The sequence below is a fragment of the Rhodanobacter panaciterrae genome (assembly GCF_014651895.1).
GTDB lineage: Bacteria > Pseudomonadota > Gammaproteobacteria > Xanthomonadales > Rhodanobacteraceae > Rhodanobacter > Rhodanobacter panaciterrae.
In genome coordinates this window covers 40,472-61,377 of record NZ_BMXT01000003.1, presented here as the reverse complement: position 1 = coordinate 61,377, position 20,906 = coordinate 40,472, and the positions used below count along the sequence as shown (strand labels likewise).

Annotated in this window: 17 protein-coding genes; 6 read left to right on the top strand and 11 right to left on the bottom strand. The window is 65.0% G+C overall.

Features of this window, described 5'->3' with window-relative positions; translation table 11 throughout:
* Positions 1-139 precede the first annotated feature (139 nt).
* The 5 genes from IE071_RS13760 to IE071_RS13740 all read right to left on the bottom strand — a co-directional run bounded on the left by IE071_RS13760 (position 140) and on the right by IE071_RS13740 (position 11,341).
* Positions 140-2,365: an NADP-dependent isocitrate dehydrogenase gene (locus IE071_RS13760; RefSeq protein ID WP_189441968.1), complete on the bottom strand. Its 2,226-nt coding sequence runs from the start codon at positions 2,363-2,365 to the stop codon at positions 140-142.
* Between the two features lie 256 nt (positions 2,366-2,621).
* Positions 2,622-3,146 carry a hypothetical protein gene (locus tag IE071_RS13755; RefSeq protein WP_189441965.1) on the bottom strand — a complete coding sequence of 175 codons (525 nt, stop codon included), beginning with the start codon at positions 3,144-3,146 and terminating at the stop codon, positions 2,622-2,624.
* A gap of 293 nt (positions 3,147-3,439) precedes the next feature.
* Complete coding sequence (locus IE071_RS13750; RefSeq protein WP_189441963.1) at positions 3,440-6,568, bottom strand: efflux RND transporter permease subunit; 3,129 nt, start codon at positions 6,566-6,568, stop codon at positions 3,440-3,442.
* Positions 6,569-6,745: 177 nt separating this feature from the next.
* Positions 6,746-9,979 (bottom strand): efflux RND transporter permease subunit, encoded by a 3,234-nt coding sequence (locus tag IE071_RS13745; protein WP_189441962.1) that lies wholly within the window; start codon positions 9,977-9,979, stop codon positions 6,746-6,748.
* 96 nt (positions 9,980-10,075) lie between these two features.
* Positions 10,076-11,341 carry an efflux RND transporter periplasmic adaptor subunit gene (locus tag IE071_RS13740; RefSeq protein WP_189441960.1) on the bottom strand — a complete coding sequence of 422 codons (1,266 nt, stop codon included), beginning with the start codon at positions 11,339-11,341 and terminating at the stop codon, positions 10,076-10,078.
* 511 nt (positions 11,342-11,852) lie between these two features.
* On the opposite strand from IE071_RS13740, the gene IE071_RS13735 reads away from it, so the two are divergent.
* Positions 11,853-12,374 (top strand): c-type cytochrome, encoded by a 522-nt coding sequence (locus tag IE071_RS13735; RefSeq protein ID WP_189441958.1) that lies wholly within the window; start codon positions 11,853-11,855, stop codon positions 12,372-12,374.
* A gap of 174 nt (positions 12,375-12,548) precedes the next feature.
* Here the strand turns inward: IE071_RS13735 and IE071_RS13730 are convergent, their stop codons facing one another.
* Positions 12,549-13,142, bottom strand: coding sequence for an acyl carrier protein phosphodiesterase (locus IE071_RS13730; protein ID WP_189441956.1), 594 nt, complete (start codon positions 13,140-13,142; stop codon positions 12,549-12,551).
* Between the two features lie 48 nt (positions 13,143-13,190).
* On the opposite strand from IE071_RS13730, the gene IE071_RS13725 reads away from it, so the two are divergent.
* Genes IE071_RS13725 through IE071_RS13710 form a run of 4 tightly spaced genes read left to right on the top strand, consistent with a single transcriptional unit; the run spans position 13,191 to position 16,407 of the window.
* Complete coding sequence (locus tag IE071_RS13725) at positions 13,191-13,880, top strand: alpha/beta hydrolase (RefSeq protein ID WP_189441954.1); 690 nt, start codon at positions 13,191-13,193, stop codon at positions 13,878-13,880.
* A gap of 55 nt (positions 13,881-13,935) precedes the next feature.
* Positions 13,936-15,054 (top strand): cell division protein ZapE, encoded by a 1,119-nt coding sequence (zapE, locus tag IE071_RS13720; RefSeq protein WP_189441952.1) that lies wholly within the window; start codon positions 13,936-13,938, stop codon positions 15,052-15,054.
* 55 nt (positions 15,055-15,109) lie between these two features.
* The gene (locus IE071_RS13715) at positions 15,110-15,502 is read left to right on the top strand and encodes a peptidase C13 (protein WP_189441950.1); all 393 of its coding nucleotides are present in this window, start codon (positions 15,110-15,112) and stop codon (positions 15,500-15,502) included.
* A 47-nt stretch (positions 15,503-15,549) separates the two neighbouring features.
* A complete protein-coding gene (locus IE071_RS13710) occupies positions 15,550-16,407 on the top strand; it encodes a type 1 glutamine amidotransferase domain-containing protein (protein WP_189441949.1) in 858 nt (285 codons plus the stop codon).
* A gap of 9 nt (positions 16,408-16,416) precedes the next feature.
* On the opposite strand, the gene IE071_RS13705 is transcribed toward IE071_RS13710, so the two are convergent.
* The 3 genes from IE071_RS13705 to gpmA all read right to left on the bottom strand — a co-directional run bounded on the left by IE071_RS13705 (position 16,417) and on the right by gpmA (position 18,202).
* On the bottom strand, positions 16,417-16,977 hold the full coding sequence (locus IE071_RS13705; RefSeq protein ID WP_189441947.1) for a CcdC protein domain-containing protein: 561 nt from the start codon (positions 16,975-16,977) through the stop codon (positions 16,417-16,419).
* A 97-nt stretch (positions 16,978-17,074) separates the two neighbouring features.
* A complete protein-coding gene (locus IE071_RS13700) occupies positions 17,075-17,452 on the bottom strand; it encodes a cupin domain-containing protein (protein WP_229792911.1) in 378 nt (125 codons plus the stop codon).
* A gap of 6 nt (positions 17,453-17,458) precedes the next feature.
* The gene (gene gpmA, locus IE071_RS13695) at positions 17,459-18,202 is read right to left on the bottom strand and encodes a 2,3-diphosphoglycerate-dependent phosphoglycerate mutase (RefSeq protein ID WP_189441945.1); all 744 of its coding nucleotides are present in this window, start codon (positions 18,200-18,202) and stop codon (positions 17,459-17,461) included.
* Positions 18,203-18,364: 162 nt separating this feature from the next.
* Between gpmA and IE071_RS13690 the strand changes: the two genes are divergently transcribed.
* Positions 18,365-19,030 carry a DUF4097 family beta strand repeat-containing protein gene (locus IE071_RS13690; protein WP_189441943.1) on the top strand — a complete coding sequence of 222 codons (666 nt, stop codon included), beginning with the start codon at positions 18,365-18,367 and terminating at the stop codon, positions 19,028-19,030.
* A gap of 43 nt (positions 19,031-19,073) precedes the next feature.
* Here the strand turns inward: IE071_RS13690 and hemF are convergent, their stop codons facing one another.
* Together hemF and IE071_RS13680 are read right to left on the bottom strand one after the other, a co-directional pair.
* Positions 19,074-19,976, bottom strand: a complete 903-nt coding sequence (hemF, locus tag IE071_RS13685) for an oxygen-dependent coproporphyrinogen oxidase (RefSeq protein ID WP_189441942.1) — start codon at positions 19,974-19,976, stop codon at positions 19,074-19,076.
* A gap of 88 nt (positions 19,977-20,064) precedes the next feature.
* Positions 20,065-20,757, bottom strand: coding sequence for a YdcF family protein (locus tag IE071_RS13680; protein WP_189441940.1), 693 nt, complete (start codon positions 20,755-20,757; stop codon positions 20,065-20,067).
* Positions 20,758-20,906: the final 149 nt, after the last annotated feature.

Below are 20,906 nucleotides of genomic sequence, written 5' to 3'. Positions count from 1 at the left end.
ATGCATTGTGTCAGGCCGATCCTGACTCGCAGGTTGCCCATGGATCGGCGACCATCCAGACAGAAACGGGGCGCCATGGAGCGCCCCGTTTCTGTCACTGCCGTTGTGCGTGCAGCACGTTCAGATCAACGCGACTACCTCAAGCCGACAGCATCGCCAGCGCAGTGTTGAACGTCGCGCTGGGGCGCATGGCCGCACTGACCAGCTTCAGGTTCGGGTGGTAATAACCCTGGATATCCACCGGCTTGCCCTGCGCGCCATTGAGTTCGGCGACGATCTTCGCCTCGTTCTCCTGCAAAGCCTTGGCCAGCGATGCGAACTTCGCCTTCAGTGCGGGATGCGTATCCTGCGAGGCCAGCGCCTGCGCCCAGTACAGCGCCAGGTAGAAATGACTGCCGCGGTTGTCCAGTTCACCGACCTTGCGTGACGGCGACTTGTTGTTGTCGAGGAACTTGCCGTTGGCCTGATCGAGCGTCTTGGCCAGCACGTCGACCTCGGCACTACCGTAACGATTGCCCAGATGTTCCAGCGACGCGGCCAGCGCGAGGAACTCGCCCAGCGAATCCCAGCGCAGGTAGTCCTCTTCGAGGAATTGCTGCACGTGCTTGGGCGCGGAACCGCCGGCGCCGGTTTCGAACAGGCCACCGCCGGCCATCAGCGGCACGATCGAGAGCATCTTGGCGCTGGTTCCCAGCTCCATGATCGGGAACAGGTCGGTCAGGTAGTCGCGCAGCACGTTGCCGGTGACGGAAATCGTGTCCAGCCCCTGGCGGATGCGCTCCAGCGAGAACTTCGTGGCTGCGACCGGATCCATGATGCGGATGTCCAGGCCGCTGAGGTCGTGATCCTTCAGGTAACGCTCGACTTTCTTGATCATCTGCGCGTCATGGGCGCGCTGCGGATCCAGCCAGAACACCGCCGGCGTGTGCCGCGCGCGGCTCACCGCCAGCTTCACCCAATCCTGGATCGGCGCATCCTTGGTCTGGCACATGCGCCAGATATCGCCCGCCTCGACCTCGTGCTGCAGCAGTACGTTACCGGCTTCGTCGATCACCTTCACCACGCCGTCGGCGGCAATCTGGAAGGTCTTGTCGTGCGAGCCGTATTCTTCGGCCGCCTGCGCCATCAGGCCCACGTTCGGCACGCTGCCCATAGTCGCCGGATCGAACGCGCCATGCGTCTTGCAGTCGTCGATGGTGGCTTGATACACGCCGGCGTAGCTGCGGTCGGGGATCACCGCGACGATGTCCTGCAGCTTGCCTTCGGCGTTCCACATCTTGCCGGAGTCGCGGATCATCGCCGGCATCGAGGCATCGATGATCACGTCGCTGGACACATGCAGGCTCGTGATGCCCTTGTCGGAATTGACCATCGCCAGACCCGGACGCTGCGCGTACTCCGCGTCGATATCGGCCTTGATCTGCGACTGCTGCGCTTCCGGCAACGCGGCGATGCGCGCATACAGGTCGCCGATGCCGTTGTTCGGATTGAAACCGACCTGCTTCAGCACAGCAGCGTGCTTCGCCAGCACGTCCGCGTAGAACTCGCTGATCACCACGCCGAACATGATCGGATCGGAGACCTTCATCATGGTCGCCTTCAGATGCACGGAGAACAGCACACCCTGCTGCTTCGCATCGGCAATCTGCGCGTCAATGAAGCTGGCCAGCGCGCGCTTGCTCATCACCGCGGCGTCGATGATCTCGCCGGCCAGCAAGGCAGTCTTCGGCTTCAGCACGGTATGGCTGCCGTCCTTGCCGAACCACTCGATGCTGACGTTGCCGGCCTGCGCGACGACGGTAGATTTCTCGGTGCCGTAGAAATCGCCACCGTCCATATGCGCCACGTGGGTCTTCGAATCCTTGCTCCACGCGCCCATCTTGTGCGGATGCTTGCGCGCATAGTTTTTCACCGACGTCGGTGCGCGGCGATCGGAGTTGCCCTCGCGCAGCACCGGATTCACCGCGCTGCCCTTGACCCGGTCATAGCGCGACTTGATGTCCTTTTCCGACGCATCCTTCGGCTCGTCCGGATACTCCGGCAACGCGTAGCCCTGGCTCTGCAGCTCTTTGATCGCCGCCTTCAGCTGCGGCATCGAGGCGCTGATGTTCGGCAGCTTGATGATGTTCGCTTCGGGCGTGGTGGCGAGCTGGCCCAGCTCGGCCAGGTCGTCGGCCATCTTCTGATCGTCGCGCAGGAACTCAGGGAACAGCGCAATGATGCGGCCGGCCAGCGAGATGTCGCGCGCCTCCACCTTGATACCCGCGATGCCGGTGAACGCGGCGATGATCGGCAACAGGGACTGCGTGGCCAGAAACGGCGCTTCATCGGTCAGCGTGTAGATGATCTTGGGCGTGGTGGACATTGTCTGATGGACCTCTCTAGTTACGACGTTCAGGGATGGGCTGCCGCTGGGAGCCGCCGTCGCAGACGCATCACGTCTGCGCCAGCCGGATCATTCCAGGTTGCCCTGGGCGAGCCCGATCGGCACTCACGAAAGCCTCCCATTGTCGCGTTTTCGCCGGGGAGGGGAAAGCACGGACGGTGAAGCACTCATCGCCGCAACGACAAAGGGCGCGGCATGGCCGCGCCCTTGTTGCATCCGTCGCTGCTGCCGCGACTTACCTGATCGAGAAATCCTTGCTGGCGACTTGGCTGCCATTCAAGGAAATGTCGACCTTGTAATTGCCGGCCGCGAAGCCACTGGGTTTGCTGATCATGAAGGCGGTGGTCTCCGGACCGCTGGAATTGAGGGTCTTGCTGTCCTCGTGCACGGTCTTGCCGTCCTGGTCGCTCCACGTCGCAGCCAGCGTGGCGGTGCCGCTGCCGCTGGTGTCGACCGAGGCATAGATGGTGTCCGACGGGGCGAAGCTGCTGCCGCTGGCGAGGATCTTGTTGCTGGCATCGACGGTTGATCCCAGCTCCACCGAGCCGAACGTGACGGCAGCGGGCGCGTCGCTGGCCGGCATGCCCGCGGCTGCCGTGGATGCCGGCGATGGCGCCGGCGCCATCGCCGGTGCGGAGGCGGCCGGCGGTGGCGTGGCCGGTACCGACGAAGCCGATTCATCATGCTTGCCGCAGGCACTCAAGGCCAGAACGGCGGCCAGCGATGCGGCAAGGATCAAGGGTGGGCGAGTCATCTTCATGGGACGTATCTCCTGCGTTGAACTGGGCAGTGGTTCAGGGCGTGGCGGGAATCTTCAGCTGCTGGCCGGTCGTGATCCGATCCGGATCAGCGAGCTGATCGCGATGCACATCGGAGAAATGCGACTCGGCTGTTCTCGTTGCCCATGAACGCATCTCCGCTTCGGAAGAGCGGTCAGTGATACGCAGCTTGCAGTTAACGGCTTGTGAGTGCGCTGCGCGCGCGTTCAGTCAAAGTGTGCACGCAGCCCCTTCGAACTGCTGCCGCCAGCGCGAGTTCAGCGTGCAGAGAAGCTCATCCGGCGCTGGCGCTGGCCACAATGGTCTTGCGCTCACGTCGACGTGCGCTCCAGCTTCTGCGCCGCTCGGCCAGGCACGAGAAGATCACGTACAGCGCGGGTGTGCTGAGCAGGGTGAGGCTTTGCGAGATCAGCAGGCCGCCGATCAGCGCGATGCCGAGCGGACGGCGCAGCTCGGAGCCTTCGCCCAGGCCGATCGCGATCGGCAATGCGGCGAGGATCGCCACCATGGTGGTCATCATGATCGGGCGGAAGCGCACGATGCAGGCCTCGCGCACGGCCTCCATCGGATTCTTGCCGTGCTCGCGTTCGGCGACCAGGGCGAAGTCGATCATCATGATCGCGTTCTTCTTGACGATGCCGATCAACAGCACCAGCGCGATCTGCGCGATCACCGACAGGTCGGTGTTGGTGAGCCACAGCGCCAGCAACGCACCGACGCCGGCCGCCGGCAGGGTGGACAGGATCGTCACCGGATGGATCAGGCTCTCGTACAGCATGCCGAGCACGATGTAGACGGTGAGGATCGCGCCCAGCACCAGCCACAGCATGCCGCTCTGCGACTGCTGGAAACGTTGGAAATCGCCACCCACGTTGAGCTTGATGTCGCCCGGCATGCGCATGCTGTTGGCCGTGGCCTGGATCACTTGCAACGCCTCGCCCATGCTCACGCCGGGCGCCAGGTTGAAGCTGAGACCCATCGTGGTCTGCTGGTTCTGGTGGGTGACCTGGGTCGGTGCGAGGCCAGCCTGCTGGTGCGCGAACGCGGTCAGCGGAATCATCTTGCCGTTGGTCGACTTCACGTAGGTGCTGTTAAGCGAAGCCGGTGACGCGGTCTGGTTCGGCAGCGCGTTGATCACCACCTTGTACTGGTTGAGATCGGAATAGATCGTCGATACCTGACGCTGGCCGAACGCATCGTACAGCGCGCCATCGATGGTGCCGATCGAGAGTCCGAGCCGGGCGGCCTTGTCGCGATCGATCACGATATCCTGCTCGAGGCCGGCATCATCGATGTCGCTGCCGACATCCCGCAGCTGGGTATTCTTCTTCAGCTCGGTGACCAGCTTCGGCAGCCATTCCTGCAGCTTGGCCAGGTCGTCGCCCTGCAGTGATATCTGGTACTGCGCGCCCTGGCTGCTGCCACCACCACCGAAGCTGGGCAAGTCCTGGATCGGGCGCAGCCGCACATTCAGGTCCGGGTACTTCGCCGCCTTCGCACTGAGCCGCGCCAGCGCATCGAAGGTATTGTCCGTGCGTCCTGCCTGGTGCGTCTTCAGTTGGATGTCGAAGAAACCGCTGGCGCCCTGCCGACTGCTGCCCAGTCGCGCGCCGACGGTGGCGACGTCGTGATCCTTCAGCAGCATGTCAATCAAGCGTTGCTGGCGATCGACGGAATCCTGGAACGACACGGTGGCGCCCGACGTCGCGCGACCACGAATCAGGCCGGTGTCCTGCTGCGGAAACAGGCTGGTCTTGACCTGGGTGAACAGGAATACGGTGACGCCGATCAGGATCAGCGGCGTCAGCGATAGCAGCAAGGCATGCCGCAGCGAGAAATCCAGCGCGCGGGTATAGACCGCCAGCATGCGCTGGTGGAAGCGGTCGATCGCCTGGCCCCAGCGCGACGATTCCGCCGCTTCGCGATGTCCGCGCAGGAAATGACCGCACATGGACGGCGTGAGGGTCAACGACACCATGGCCGAAATCACGATCGCCGCCACCAGCGTCATCGTGAACTCCTTGAAGAACATGCCGGTGATGCCGCCCATGAACAGCAGCGGGATGAACACCGCAATCAGCGAACCGGTGATCGACACGATGGTGAACCCGATCTCGCGCGCACCGGTCAGTGCCGCCTGCATCCGCGTCATGCCCTGGTCGATATGCCGCACGATGTTCTCGATCACCACGATCGCATCGTCGACAACGAAGCCGATCGCGACGACCAAGGCCAGCAGGGTCAGGTTGTTGAGCGTGTAGCCGAGCACGTACATCAGCGTCGCCGCGCCGGCCAGCGACAACGGCACCGCCACCGCAGCGATCAGGGTGGGCGCCAGCCGGCGCAGGAACAGCGCCATCGTCAGCACCACCATCGCCAGGCTGATCAGCAGCGTGGCCTGGACTTCGTGCAGTGATGCACGGATGGTCGGCGTGCCATCGAAATACGGTGTCAGTGTGGTGCCCGGCTGCAGATAACCGCGCAGCTCGGGGATCGCCGCCTTGACCCGGTCCACCGTGCCGATGATGTTGGCATTGGATTGCTTGTAGACGTACATCAGGATCGCGGGTTTGCCCTCGAACCACGCCGCCTGGTACGCGTCCTGGGTACCGTCGTAGACCTTGGCGACATCGGACAGGCGCACGGCCACGCCCTTCTGGTTCGCGATGACCAGCTGCGCGAAATCGTCGGCGTTATGCAGGGCATCGTTGGCCGTCACCGCCATGGTGGTACGGCCGTCCGACAGGAAACCCTGCGGCGAGGTCACGTTCGCGGCGGTCAGCGCGTTGCGCAGATCGTCCGGCGACAGACCCATCGCGTTGAGCGCGCGCAGGTTCACGTCGACGCGCACCGCCGGCGTCGACGCGCCGGCGATATCCACCGAAGCCACCCCTTCGAGCTGGCGCAGCCGCTGTGCCAGCAGCGAATCGGCGACGTCGTAGAGGTCGCGTGCGGCTTGCGTGTCGGAAGTCAGCGCGAAGGCGATGATCGGATCGTCGTTCGGATTCGCCTTCTCGTAACTGGGTGGGTTGTTGAGGCCCGACGGCAGATCCGACTGCGCCGCGTTGATCGCCGCCTGCACGTCGCGCGCCGCGGCATCCAGGTTGCGGCCGGTATTGAACATCAGGAACACCTGGGTGCTGCCCAGCGAACTGGACGAACGCATGGTGTCGATGCCGGTGACCTGGCCCAGGTGCCGCTCCAGTGGCGCGGCCACGGTGGAAGCCATCGTGCCGGCACTGGCGCCGGCCTGGCTGGCCTGCACGAAGATCACCGGTATCTGCATGTCCGGCAACGCCGAGACGCCGAGCAGCGCATAGCAGATCACCCCGACGACGAACACGCCGATCGCCAGCAGCGAGGTGCCGATCGGACGGCGGATGAACGGGCCGGAGATATTCATGGATCAGGCTTGACCAGGGTACGGATGACTTTATTGCAGATGGCGCGTGAAAGATTCATCCCCTGCTAACGCCTCAGCCGCGAAAAGGTTGAGGCGGCGCAGGGATGATTGGCCATCTGTTTCATGGTCCAGCCGAGGCGCCCGCGATGGCGAGGCCACGTCGGGACATCGGCGGCATCACGCCGCGCCCTGGCTCGCGTGCCGGAGTGCGCGCTGTTCGCGGCGCGCGGCGAGCCAGTCGGAGAAACGCTCCATGTACAGATAGATCACCGGCGTGGTGTACAGCGTCACCAGCTGCGACAGCAGCAGGCCGCCGACGATCGACACGCCGAGCGGGCGGCGCAGTTCCGAACCGATGCCGTTGCCGAGCGCGAGCGGCAATGCACCGAGCATCGCCGCTGCGGTGGTCATCATGATCGGGCGGAAGCGCAGCAGGCAGGCACGCCGGATCGCGTCGTGCGCATTCAGGCCGGTGCGTTTCGCCTCGATCGCGAAGTCGATCATCATGATCGCGTTCTTCTTGACGATACCTATCAACAGCACAATGCCGACGATGCCGTCCACCGACAGGCTCATGCCGCACAGGATTAGCGCCAGCAGCGCACCGACACCGGCCGGCGGCAGGGTGGAGATGATCGTCAGCGGATGGATGTAGCTCTCGTACAGCACGCCCAGCACGATGTAGATCACGATCACCGCGGCCAGCAGCAGCAACACCTCGTCACCGAGACTGGAGGAGAACTCCGCTGCCTTGCCGATGAATTGACCGCGTACCTGCGCCGGGAAGTTCAGCTGCTTCTCGATCTCGTGGATCGCATCCACCGCCTGCGACAGCGAATAGCCCGGCGCCAGGTTGAACGATACGGTCACCGCCGGCAGCTGCTGCTGATGGCTGACCACCAAGGGCGCGGTGGTGATCTCGGACGTCGCCAGCGAGGCGATCGGAATGATGCTGCCGCTGCCGATGATGACGCCGGTATTGGCGACGCTGATGCCGGTGCTGGTGGACGAATTGCTCGAGGCGGCCTGGCCGAAACTGGTCGCGTTGCTGCCGGTCAACGCACCGTTGCCGTTGCTCTTCACCGCCAGCTGGTTCAGCAGCGAGGTGCTGGTGCGGAACTGCGGTGCCACCTCCAGTACCACGCGGTACTGGTTGAGCTGGGTGAAGATGGTCGAGATCTGGCGCTGGCCGAACGAGTCGTACAGCGTGTCATCGATCGTCTGCACCGGCACACCGAGCCGGCTCGCCTTGTCGCGGTCGATGGTCAGCTTCAACGCAGTGCCCTGGTCGGCGAGGTTGTTGCCGACGTCGGCCAGCTCCGGGCGCTGGCGCATGGCCTGGGTCATCTGGTTGGCATAGCCGGACAGCTCGGTCGCGTTCACGTCCGACAGCGAGTACTGGTATTCCGTGGCGGACACCTGGCTGTCCAGCGTCACGTCCTGCACCGGCTTGAGGTACAGCGCGATACCCGGAATACCGGCCGCGGCCGCCTGCAGGTTCGCTACCATGGTGTCCAGGTTGGCGCGATCGCCGCGGTCCTTCAGCACGATGCTGAGCTGGCCCTGGTTCAGCGTGGGGTTGACCGAGCCGGCACCGATGAAGGCGGCCACACCTGCCACACCGTCCTGCTTGCGCAACGCCTCCGCCACCGCCTGGGTACGCTGCTCCATCTGCGGGAACGCCACGTTCTGGTCGGCCTGCACCACGCCGGTGATCATGCCGGTGTCCTGCTCGGGCAGCAGACCCTTGGGAATCGCGATGTACAGGAACACGGTGAGTACCACGGCGGCAGCCGCCACCGTGATGGTGATCCGCTGATGATCTAGCACCCAGTCCAGCGAACGCTCGTACACGCCCACCGTACGCATCCACAGATCCGGTTTGCTGCCGGCCACCTGGCGCTCGTGCGCGTCGTCGCCGGGCGGCAACTGGTCGGGCTTGAGCAGGTAGGCGCACATCATCGGCGTCAGCGTCAGCGACACCAGCATCGAGATGGTCACCGCGATCGTCAGCACCCACGCGAATTCGTGGAACAAGCGGCCGGTGACGCCGGGCATCAGCAGCAGCGGCAGGAATACCGCGACCAGCGATACGGTCAGCGACAGCACGGTGAAGCCGATTTCCTTCGCACCGATCTCGGCGGCCTCCTTGCCGTCCTTGCCCTGCTCGATGTAGCGCACGATGTTCTCGATCATCACGATCGCATCGTCGACCACGAAACCGGTGGCCACGGTCAGCGCCATCAGCGAAAGGTTGTCCAGCGACATGCCGGTGAACGCCATCACACCGAACGTGCCGAGAAGTGACAGCGGTACCGCCACCGAAGGAATGATCGTGGCCCAGAACCGGCGCAGGAACACGAAGATCACCGCGACGACCAGGAAGATCGTCAGCAGCAGGGTGAACTCGACATCGTGCACCGAGGCGCGAATGGTCACCGTGCGATCGGCGAACACGTCCAGATGCACGCTGGCCGGCAGCACGGCGCGCAGCTGCGGCAGGATCTGCCGGATCGACTCCACCGTCTGCACGATGTTCGCGCCTGGCTGGCGACGAATGTCCAGCAGCACCGCCGGCTTGCCGTTCGCCCACGCGGCGAGCTGGTCGTTCTCCGCACCATCGACCACGTTCGCCACATCGGAGAGACGTACGGGCGAATTGCTCTTGTAGCTGATGATGGTGCTCTTGTATTCCTCGGCCGTGGCGAGCTGATCGTTGGTGCCGATGCTGTAGCTCTGCGTGGCGCCGTTGAGCGTGCCCTTCGGCGCGTTCACGTTGGCCTGGGTCAGCGCGCTGCGCACGTCCTCCATGGTCAGACCGAGATTGGACAGCTGCGCCGGATTCACCTGCACCCGCACCGCGGGACGCACGTTGCCGGCGATCGAGACCAGGCCCACGCCCTGCACCTGCGACAGCTTCTGCGCCAGGATCGAATCGGCGTAGTTGTTCACGTCGCGCAGCGGCAGGCTGTCGGAGGTGAGCTCTAGCGTGAGGATCGGCGCATCCGCCGGATTCACCCGGTTGTACACCGGCGGATACGGCAGCGTGCTGGGCAAGGTGCCACGCGCCTGGTTCAACGCCGACTGCACGTCCTGCGCGGCGATGTCGATGTCGCGGTCCATGTTGAACTGCAGCACGATCGTCGACAGGCCGGCCGACGAGTCGGAGGTCATCATCGCCAGGCCGGAAATCTGGCCAAGGTTGCGCTCCAGCGGCGTGGTCACCAGCGAAGCCATGGTGGCGGCACTGGCACCCGGATACTGCGTGGTCACCACCAGGCTGGGCGCCTCGATCTCCGGCAGCGCCGACACCGGCAACTGGCGGTAACCGAGGATGCCGAGCAGCAGGATCGCGACCATCAGCAACGAGGTGGCGATCGGCCGGCGAATGAAGAGTGTCGAAAATCCCATGGCTATCCGTAACGTGTAGGAGCGGCTTCAGCCGCGATCATGGCCAGACAACGGCATGCCCGGTCGCGCCGGGCGCAAGCCTCTGCCGTACTGCCATCAACCGCCACGGCGGCCACCGCCCTTCTGACCGTTCTGCTTGGACTTCTGCAGTTCGGCCGCTGAAGGCGCCGCCGGCACTTCACCGGGCTTCAGCGCCTGCACCTTGCTGCCGGGCTTGAGCCGGAACTGGCCCTCGGTGACCACCTGCTGCCCGACGGTCAGGCCCTTGATGATCATCACGTGGCTGGCACCGACCTCGTTGGCCGTCGTCACCGGCTGCATCTTCACCGTCTTGTCGTCCTGCAGCAGGTACACATAGTCGCCATCCGGGCCGCGCTGCACCGCCTGGGCCGGAATCACCAGGCCACCGGCATCGGTGCGCACCTTCAGCTGCACGTTGACGAACTGACCCGGCCACAAGGTGTTGTCCACGTTCGGGAACTGCGAACGCAGCTTGAACGTGCCGGTGCTGGTGTCGATCTGGTTGTCGATCACCTGCAGCACGCCGCCGCTGGCGAGCGGATGGGCGTCGGTGCGATCCAGCGCCGTCACCTCGAGCTGGGCGCCACCTTTGAACGCATTGCGCACGACTTCCAGGTTCTGCTCGGGCAGATAGAAGATCACGTAGATCGGATGCACCTGGGTCAGCGTGACGATCGCGGTGGAGGTATTCACCACATTGCCCGGATCCACACTGCGGATACCGGTGACGCAATCGCAGGGCGAGATGATGCGGGTGTAGTCCAGCTGCACCTTGCTGGAGCGTACGCTCGCCTCATCCGCGGTCACGCCGGCCTGCAACTGGCCGACGTTGTTGCGGAAGGTATCCATGTCCAGTGCCGCCACATAACCGCTGGCCACCAGCGCCTGATTGCGCTTGAGCGTGCTCTGCGCGGTGGCGAGCAGGGCCTGGTCCTGCTTCTGCTTGGCGACCGCCTGGTCATAGGCGGCCTGGAAAGTGCGCGGATCGATCTGCGCCAGCAGATCGCCCTTCTTCACCGACTGGCCCTCGGTGAAGTTGATGCTCATCATCTGCCCGGCCACCTGCGGGTTGATCGTCACCGTGTTGAGCGCCTGCACCGTGCCCAGCCCGGTCAGATAGATCGGCACGTTCTGGCTCACCACCGGCTCGACCGTGACCGGCACCGGCGCATTGTCCTTGCCGTCCTTGCTGTCTTGTCCGCCGTTCTGGGCGGCGGCATTCGCGCCAGCACCACGGCGAGAGGTGCCTTCGGCAGCCGGCTTGTGCAACAGCCGGAAACCGATCCCCACCACCACGATCACCGCAATGACGATCAATGCGATCTTCCAAAAACGCGACATGTGAAACTCCTGGACTTAACTGAAACGGCGCGGCCACATGGCACACCATCACGCAGTATGCATATCTGATGTGTATGGAGTTTGTCGGTTTCACCCGCGGGGACAATGTCCGACCGACTCCTCTGGGGCGAAAGCATAGGGGCAGTTGAACGAACTTGAACAATGCCGGTTGACAGGGGTGGGGCATGACCGATGGCAGGGGCGACCGTTACATGGCTTGCATCAAGGCCTGCGGCCGGCCGTACGAAAACCGGGCGACACCGTCGGCATCCCGCATCGAGGCCTGAAACTTGCCGCGCGCTTCGTTTATAATCCGCGACTGGTTGCCTTCCGACCCCGCCACCGGGGTTGGCTGGCAAGCGATATTCGTGTCGTACCTCCAAGTACGACAATCCACGCCGGGATGAGTTCGCCAGACCGGTGCGACAGTACAGGCAATTCAGGCAGGTCGGAGCAGCCATCGTGGCGTTCCGCGCTGCCCACTGACAGGAGTACGTGCGTGAGCGGTCCCATGAGCAAATCCGATCAGAGCGTCTTGCGCCAGTTTTCGGTCATGATTGGCGGTCTGGCGGTACTGACGGTGATCCTGATCTTCACGGCACTGGCGATCTACGAGCACGAGCCGCACGAAACCAACCCGGACCAGCCGGCCAAGGTCACCGAGCGGATCGCGCCGGCCGGCGCCGTCTACGCCGGCAACACCGGTCGCGCCGCGATGCAGGCGGCCGCCGATGCCGCCGCCAAGGCCGCTGCCTCGCAGGTCGCCTACGGCGGCACCACCGACGGCAAGGAAATCTTCGATCACCTGTGCACCAGCTGCCACACTTCCGGCGTGGCCGGCGCACCCAAGGTCGGTGACAAGGCCATGTGGAGCCCGCGCATCGCCGAAGGCATCGACACCCTGGTCAAGCACGCGATCGAGGGTTACCACGGCCCGGACGGCAACTTCATGCCGCCGAAGGGCGGCAACCCGGCGCTCACCGACGAACAGGTGAAGAACGCCGTGCACTGGATTGTCGATCAAGCCAAGTAATTGGCTTGATCCAACAAGCTTTCGCCAAACGCCGCCCTGAAAAGGGCGGCGTTTTCGTTTGCCCCCTCTCCCCCGTGGAGAGAGGGTTGGGGAGAGGGAGCTCCGGCATGCGAGAAGATCAAAAGCACCCCTCCCCAGCCCTCCCCTGCATTGCAGGGTAGGGAGTACAGACGCTCACTCCGTGTGCTCCGCAACCCACTCACGCGCAAATCCCTGCAGCTGCGGAAAGAACGCCTCGAAGCGCACCTGCAGCTCAACTTCCCGTTGCACCAGCACCGGCAATGCCGAATCCAGCGGATTGGCCCGGCTCAAACGCTGGCCGATTCCCGCCAGTGCTTGCCCCAGCATCGCGCGATCGGCATACCCGGCGGGCAAGTCATGCGCACTCATATAGCCACGAAACCGCCGCAACTCCGGCGGCAACAGCGCATCGTGCCGCTGCAGCAACGCACGCAACGCTACCGAATACGCCTCCAGCGACTGCGCACTCCAGCGCGGAAAGTCCCGCGCCAGACAATGATCGAACCACATATCCAGCAGGATGCCGGCATAACGCCGGTACGGCGGCGGCAGCAACGCCTTGGCTGCCAGCACCTCGGGGTGGGCGTCGGTATACACGTCGATCGCGCGATGCAGGCGGATGCCGGTGACCGCACGTTGCGGGTACAGCTGCGGATCGGGCTGGCCGTGCACGAAGTCGCCGAGCATGCCGCCCAGTTGCAACCACTCGTCGTCGCCAGCGAGCAGCGCATGCGCCAGATGGTTCATCGACGGCGCCCGCGGCGGCAAAGCGCAGCGGCGGTTATCATCGTGTGCATGAATCCCACCGAGCTCCCCGCCGACCCTGCCAGCTTTCCGGATGTCGCCGCCAGTTTCATGCTCGACGGCCCCACCGGCAAGCTCGAAACCATCAGCGACGTCGCCGAGCCGACCGTCGCGCGTCGCGGCGTCGCGGTGATCTGTCACCCGAACCCGGTGCAGGGCGGCACCATGCACAACAAGGTGGTGACCATGCTCGATCGCTCGTTGCGCGAATCCGGACTGGACACCGTGCGCTTCAACTTCCGCGGTACCGGCTCCTCCGCCGGCGTCTACGACAACGGTGACGGTGAAGGCGATGACCTGGCCGCCGTGGTCGCCTGGGTGCGCTGCACGCGGCCGGACGATACGCTGTGGCTGGCCGGCTTCTCGTTCGGCAGCTATGTCACGATTCGCAACGCCGCCAAGCTGCAGGCCAGGGCGCTGATCAGCATCGCTCCGCCGGCCGGCCGCTGGTCATTCGCATCGCTCACCCCGCCCGGCTGTCCGTGGTTGGTGGTGATGGGCGAGGAAGACGAGGTAGTCGAGCCGCAGGCCGTATTCGACTGGATCGACAGCCTCGAGGTGCCGCCGGAACTGGTGCGCATGCCCGAGACCGGCCACTTCTTCCATCGCCGGCTGATGGATCTGCGCGGCGCGGTCAAACACGCCGTGCTCGACTGGCTGCCGCCACCGCGTCAGTCGTGAAGCATGTCGCCCAACGCCTGACGCTCGTCCATCCAATCATCCAAGACGCCGCTCCATGAGTGAAACCCCATCGCTTGCGCCCAGTGCGCGCTACCAGGAAGGCGTCGCCGCGCATCGCTGGGAGTCCGACCCGACCCAGCTGGCGCTGTTGCCCGAGTTCGATCGCTTGCATGCGGCACTGTGCGCCCAGCCTGAAACCAATGGCGGTCTGTTTGGACGGCTGAAATCCCTGCTCGGCAACGAGTCGCCCGAAGCCATACCCGGCCTGTACCTGTGGGGCACGGTCGGTCGCGGCAAGACCTTCCTGATGGATCTGTTCGTGGCCAGCCTGCCGCATGGCGTCGCGTTGCGGCGGCACTACCACCGCTTCATGGGCGAAGTGCACGCGAGCCTGCGTGCGCTGGGCGAGCGGCAGAGTCCGCTGGTCGAGGTCGCGGCCGAACTCGCCTCCCGCTGCCGCGTGCTGTGCCTGGACGAGTTCCTGGTCAACGACATCGGCGACGCGATGATCCTGGCCAACCTGCTCGATGCGCTGTTCGCGCGCGGCGTAACTTTGGTCACCACGTCCAACACCGCACCGGCGAACCTGTACAAGGACGGCCTGCAGCGCGCGCGCTTCCTGCCCGCCATCGCGCTGATCGAACAACGCTGCCACGTAGTCGAGATGGCTTCGTCGCGTGATTGGCGCCTGCGCGCGCTGACCCAGGCACCGGTGTATCTCACGCCGCCCGGCGCCGAGGCCCACCGCGCACTCGAACGCATCTTCGCCAGCCAGGCCAGCGGCACCGTGCAACAGGACGGGATGCTGCACATCAACGGCCGCGACATCCCCTATCGCAAGGGTGCCGACAACATCCTGTGGTTCGACTTCGATGCCCTGTGCGAAGGCCCGCGCGCGGTCGCCGACTACATCGCGCTAGCCAAGGCCGGCCCGGCGATCATCATCGAAAACGTGCCGCAGTTCAGCATCTACAGCGAGGACGCGGCGAAGCGCTTCGTGCAATTGGTCGATGAGTTCTACGACCGTCACGTGAAACTGGTGCTGTCGGCCGCCGCGCCGATCACCGAGCTGTACGACGGCGAACGCCTGCGCGCCGAATTCGGCCGCACCGAGTCGCGCCTGATCGAGATGCAGAGCGAGGCGTACCTGGCGCTGGGGCACCGGGCCGAATGAACCTGCGCGGCTGAACTGCTAACGTGCTCGCTGCCTCTTGCTACCGGAACTGCCCATGCCCGCCCTTCTCGCTCTTGCCCTGCTGCTGGGCGCCCCGCAGGGAACGCCCGGCGACAACTTCACCGCGCGCGTGATGCAGGGCAGGCTGGTCGAGGCCGGCAACACCGGTCCGGCGTATCAGAAGCAATTGTGGAACCACATCAACGAGCCGTTCGCCGCCGCGCTGAAGGCCTGCATCGTCAGCAACACGCCGGCGGACAAATCGCCGTTCACCGTGGTCGCCGATGTGGCGCCGGACGGCAAGCCACACCGGATCGACGTGCAACCGGCCACGCCGGTCGCCAACTGTCTCGCCACCAGCCTGGGCAAGATGACGCTGCCGGCACCGCCGAAGCTGCCGGACCACGCCAGCTATCCGATCGAGATCGATGTGAGCATCGTGCCGTGAATTCCGTCGGGGCCATGCAGCCGATCGCTGTGAGCTAACACGCCGTCATGGCCCGCATCCTGATCCCGCTGCCGCGCCGCGACTTCGATCCATCGGAAGTCGCGGTGAGCTGGCGCACGCTGCACGACGAGGGTCATCAGGTGATCTTCGCCACACCGAACGGACAGCCCGCCGCGGCCGACGAACTGATGGTCGGCGGCGTGGGCCTCGATCCTTGGGGCTGGCTGCCGGGACTGAACCGGTTGCGCCTGGTCGGCTTGCTGCTGCGCGCGAACGCCAATGCCCGCAAGGCCTATGCGGCCATGCTGCGGGACGCCGCGTTCCGCGCGCCGCTGCGCTGGGATGCACTGGACGCCATGGCGTTCGATGGCTTGCTGCTGCCGGGCGGCCATCGCGCACGCGGCATGCGCGAGTATCTGGAAAGTCCGCTGTTGCAGACGCTGGTCGCGGCGTTCTTCGCGGCGGACAAGCCGGTCGCGGCGATCTGCCACGGCGTGCTGCTGGCCGCGCGCAGCGGCTCGATGGACGGAAAGTCGGTGCTGTTCGGTCGCCGCACCACCGCGTTGACCTGGGCACTCGAGAAGAAGGCCTGGTCGACTGCGCGGATCACCCGCTACTGGGATCCGCATTACTACCGCACCTATCTCGAAGCCCCTGGTCAGCCCGCCGGCTACATGTCGGTGCAGCAGGAAGTGACGCGTGCACTGGCCGCGCCGACCGACTTTCTCGACGTACCCCGCGATGCACCGGACTACCGCCGCAAGACGAATGGTCTGGCCCGCGACAGCGAACACGACGCCTCACCGGCGTTCGTGGTGCGCGATGGTAACTACCTGTCCGCCCGATGGCCCGGCGACGTGCATCGTTTCGCGCGGGAGTTCTCGGCAATGTTCGCCGGACCGTAACCGCGGCCTTTACGCCGCCGTCGTACCCGGATGTGTACGCTGGAAACGACGGTGATGGATCAGCAGGCCGCTGAAATACACGACGTAGTAACCGACCAGCAGACCGATCACCAGCATGGTGAGTGGGCTGGAGGTATAGCCGGCCAACGGTTGCCCCTGGTAATCCGCCGCCTGCGTCGCGGCCGCCGATGCCTGCTGCATCTGCGGCAGCACCACCATCAAGCGCCAGACCAACCGACCGAGCAGCAGCACCGTGAGCAACGCACCGATCCATGGGTTCGGCACATAGCAGTCACCCTTGACCGGATCGACTTCGAAACGGGTCAACCGTATGCCAAGCAGACCCAGCACGGCGCCGATCAGCGCGCCACCCAACAATCCCTCGGCCAGTTCGATCTTGTGAAAGCCGCTGAGTGCGAGCAGGACACCGATGACCGAAAACACCGCGATGCGGAAGATCATCCGCTTGCGCTGGATCGGCTGGCGCCCGAACTGGCGGCTCACGCGCCGCCACACCATCCAGGCCAGCAGCGGCAACATGATCAGGTAATTGGTCAGATGGGCAGGCATGGACGGCACCGTGGGATGGACAGTACCCAGCTTAGTCGAGCGAAGCGCGGCTGACGACTGATGTTTGTCACCCTTCGCCAGGACCCCAGGTACGGGCTCAGCCGGCCCCGAGCTGCTCGGCCAGCGAACGCGTCCGCTCCGTCACGACGTTGCCGGTGTGCAGGGTCGACTTGCGCTCGATCAGCATCAGCAGGCATTCCTGCTCGGCCACCGGATTGTGCCGCATGCCCTTGGGCACCACGAACATCTCGCCTTCATCCAGCTCGACCGGCGCGGCATGCTCCAGCTCGATGCGCAGATGTCCCTTCAGGATGAGAAACAACTCATCCTCGTCATCGTGGCTGTGCCAGCACAGCGAACCACGGACCTTGGCCACCTTGATATAGCTGTCATCGACTTCACCGACCACTCGTGGCGACCAGTAGTCGGTGAGTGCGGCGGCCATCGCTTTCGGTGAGCTCGCACCGGACATCATGCCGACCTACTTCGCCTTGCCCTGGTTCGCCACCGCGGCCATCTTCGCCGCGATCGCTTCGGCATCGCCCAGGTAGTAATGGCGCAACGGCTTGAGATGCTCGTCGAACTCGTACACCAGCGGCACGCCGTTGGGGATGTTCAGCTCGACGATGGCCTCGTCGGAGATGCCGTCCAGGTATTTCACCAGCGCACGCAGCGAGTTGCCGTGCGCGGCCACCAGCACGCGCTGGCCGGCGCGGATCGCCGGCGCCAGCACCTCGTCCCAGTACGGCATCACGCGCGCCACGGTGTCCTTCAGGCATTCGGTGTCGGGAATTTCTTTCGGATCGAGCGTGGCGTAACGCGGATCGTGCACCGACTCGTTCGCGCTGCGCTCCAGCGGCGGCGGCGGGATGTCGTAGCTGCGGCGCCAGATCTTGACCTGGTCCTCGCCGTACTTCGCCGCCGTCTCGGCCTTGTTGAGGCCGGTCAGCGCGCCGTAGTGGCGCTCGTTGAGGCGCCAGTCGGTGACGACCGGCAGCCACATCAGGCCCATCGCGTCCTGCACACCCCACAGCGTGCGCACCGCGCGCTTGAGCACCGAGGTATGCGCCACGTCGAAGGTGAAACCATCCGCCTGCAGCAACCGCCCGGCCTCCTGCGCTTCGGCCATGCCCTGCGCAGTGAGGTCGACGTCGGCCCAGCCGCTGAAGCGGTTGTCGAGGTTCCACTGGGATTGACCGTGGCGGATCAGGACGAGCTTGTGCATCGGGGTGCCCAACTTGGATGAAATGAACCGGGAATGGTGCAGGCCCGCCCCGGCATCGTCAAATGCGGCCCCTGCCACAGGTCATGCTAAACCCGCGGCGCGGGCGGAGCATCCTACTGCCACTACCCACCCACGCCACTCAAATCACATAGGGAGATTGCCATGCGTCGTTCCCCGACGATTCTCATCCTCGCCGCCCTGGCGCTGAGCCTGCCACTGCTGGCGACCGCGCGCGACAACGATATCGACAAGGTCAACGGCACGGTGCAGGTCGAGGCCGGCCAGCAAGTCGGTGATGTCAGCACCGTCAACGGCGCCGTGCATATCGCTGGCGGCGCCGTCGTGCACAAGGCCAGCACCGTCAACGGCGCGGTCGAACTGGGCGACAAGGCGCAGGCCAGCGAGCTGGGCACGGTCAACGGTGCGGTCAGCATCGGCAGTGCCAGCCGGGTCAGCGGCGAAGTGAGCACGGTCAACGGCAGCATTCACCTGGCGCAAGGCGCCGATGTCGGCGGCAAGCTGGGCAACGTCAACGGCGGGATCGTGCTGGACAACGCCCATGTGGCCGGCGGCATCGAAACGGTCGGCGGCGATATCACGATCGGTGCGAACTCGCACGTCGAAGGCGGCATCCTGGTCGACAAGCCCGGTGGCTGGTTCCACAACAACAGCCGCACGCCGGTGGTGGTGATCGGCCCGCACGCCGTGGTGCAGGGCACCCTCGAGTTTCGTCGCGACGTGGTGCTGAAGGTCAGCGACAGCGCGCAGATCGGCCCGGTCAAGGGCGCCACGCCGGTGAAGTTCAGCGGCGCGACGCCGGCTAACTGAGTTTCCCCGACCACGGCCCCGCCGTCATGGCGGGGCCGTACTTTTACAGCCAGTCGCGCGGCTTCAAATAGTCGGTTAGCTTCGCTTCGGCCGAACCGGTTTCGGGCGTATAGGCGTATTCGAAGCGCACCCGCGGAGGCAGGCTCATCAGGATCGACTCGGTGCGCCCGCCAGACTGCAGGCCGAACAGCGTGCCGCGGTCGTAGACCAGGTTGAACTCCACGTAGCGACCACGCCGGTACAACTGGAATTCGCGCTCGCGCTCGCCGTACGGCGTGTCCTTGCGATGCTCGACGATCGGCAGATACGCATCGAGGAAACCCTCGCCGACCGCGCGGGTGAACGCGAAGCAGCGCTCGAAGCCGCCCTCGTTGAGATCGTCGTAGAACAAGCCGCCGACGCCGCGCGTCTCGTCGCGATGCTTCAGGTAGAAATACTCGTCACACCACTGCTTGTAACGCGGATAGACGTCCGCGCCGTACGGCGCGCACAGATCGCGCGCCACCGTGTGCCAGTGCAGCACGTCCTCGCCCACTGGATAGAACGGGGTGAGATCGAAGCCGCCGCCGAACCACCACACCGGCTCCACGCCTTCCTTGCTGGCCTCGAAATAGCGCACGTTCGCGTGCGTGGTCGGCACGTGCGGATTCTTCGGATGCAGCACCAGCGAGACGCCGGTGGCGATGAAACTGCCGCCGGCCAGCTCGGGTCGGTGCGCGGTGGCACTGGGCGGCAGCTGATTGCCACTGACCCGCGAGAAGTTGACGCCGGCCTGTTCGAACACCGCGCCATCGCGCAGCACGCGGGTACGCCCGCCACCGCCGGCCGCGCGCTGCCATGCGTCTTCCTCGAAGCGTGCGCTGCCGTCGACCTGCTCGATCGCGGCGCAGAGGCGGTCCTGCAGTCCGCGCAAAAAGGTTTCGGCAAGATCCGCCTGCTGGCTCATCGTCTGGCTCGTCGGTTGATTGGCGCAAGCTTAGCAAGTGCATCGGCACGCACGGCTGCGGCGCAGCGTCACGCCGACCCGCACCAGATCAGCTGATGCGCTCGTGCATCCGTCGAAGACCGATCAACTGCGCCCAGCGCAGGCCCAGGTCGGTCCACATCAGAAAACCGGATTCGATCAACAGTAGACCCAGATAACGCCCATGCCAGGAGATCGCCGGCTCGGCGGCGATCGGCACAACGTCAAGACCCAGCCGACGCGCCAACAGCAGGCAACGGGCAAGATGGTAGCGACTGGTGATCAGGGCCACCGGCGGCAACTCGGCGCCATCCGCCTGCGCCTGCAGCAACTGGCGCGCCTGACGCAGGTTCTCCAGCGAATCGATCGAATCCGGCTCCAGCTCCACCCAAACCTCGGCGGACAGTCCGTGCTGCTGCAGCCATGCATGGCCGGCCGCCGCCTCGCTGCACTGGCCGCCGCTGCAACCGCCGAGCAGCAGGACATGATCGGTCCGTCCCTGCTCGACCAGGGTCAGCACGCGTTGCAAACGCAGCTGGTAGTCGTGCTCCGGCGCATCGTTCTCCAGTCGGCGACCGAACACCAGCGCCGTCATCCGTCGCGACGGTGCCAGCGGACTGCGCGCAGCCACCCGGCAGACATGGATCAGGTAACCCAGCCAGACCAGGCCGCCACTCAACAACACCGCCAGCACGGTCACCACACCCGCATGCAGGATGTCGTGGTCACGCAGATAACGCCAGGGGCTTCGTGCTGCAGGCATGGAGTGGACTGTACTGGTGCAGGGAAGTGCATCAGCTTAGTCGCTCGACCCGGTATTCGCGGCACCTTCATGCCATCGCGATCACGCTGAATGCCCGCCTGTGCGGTGACCGCCGCAGGCTAGGCAAGTCACGGGGTGCCCGCTAGGCT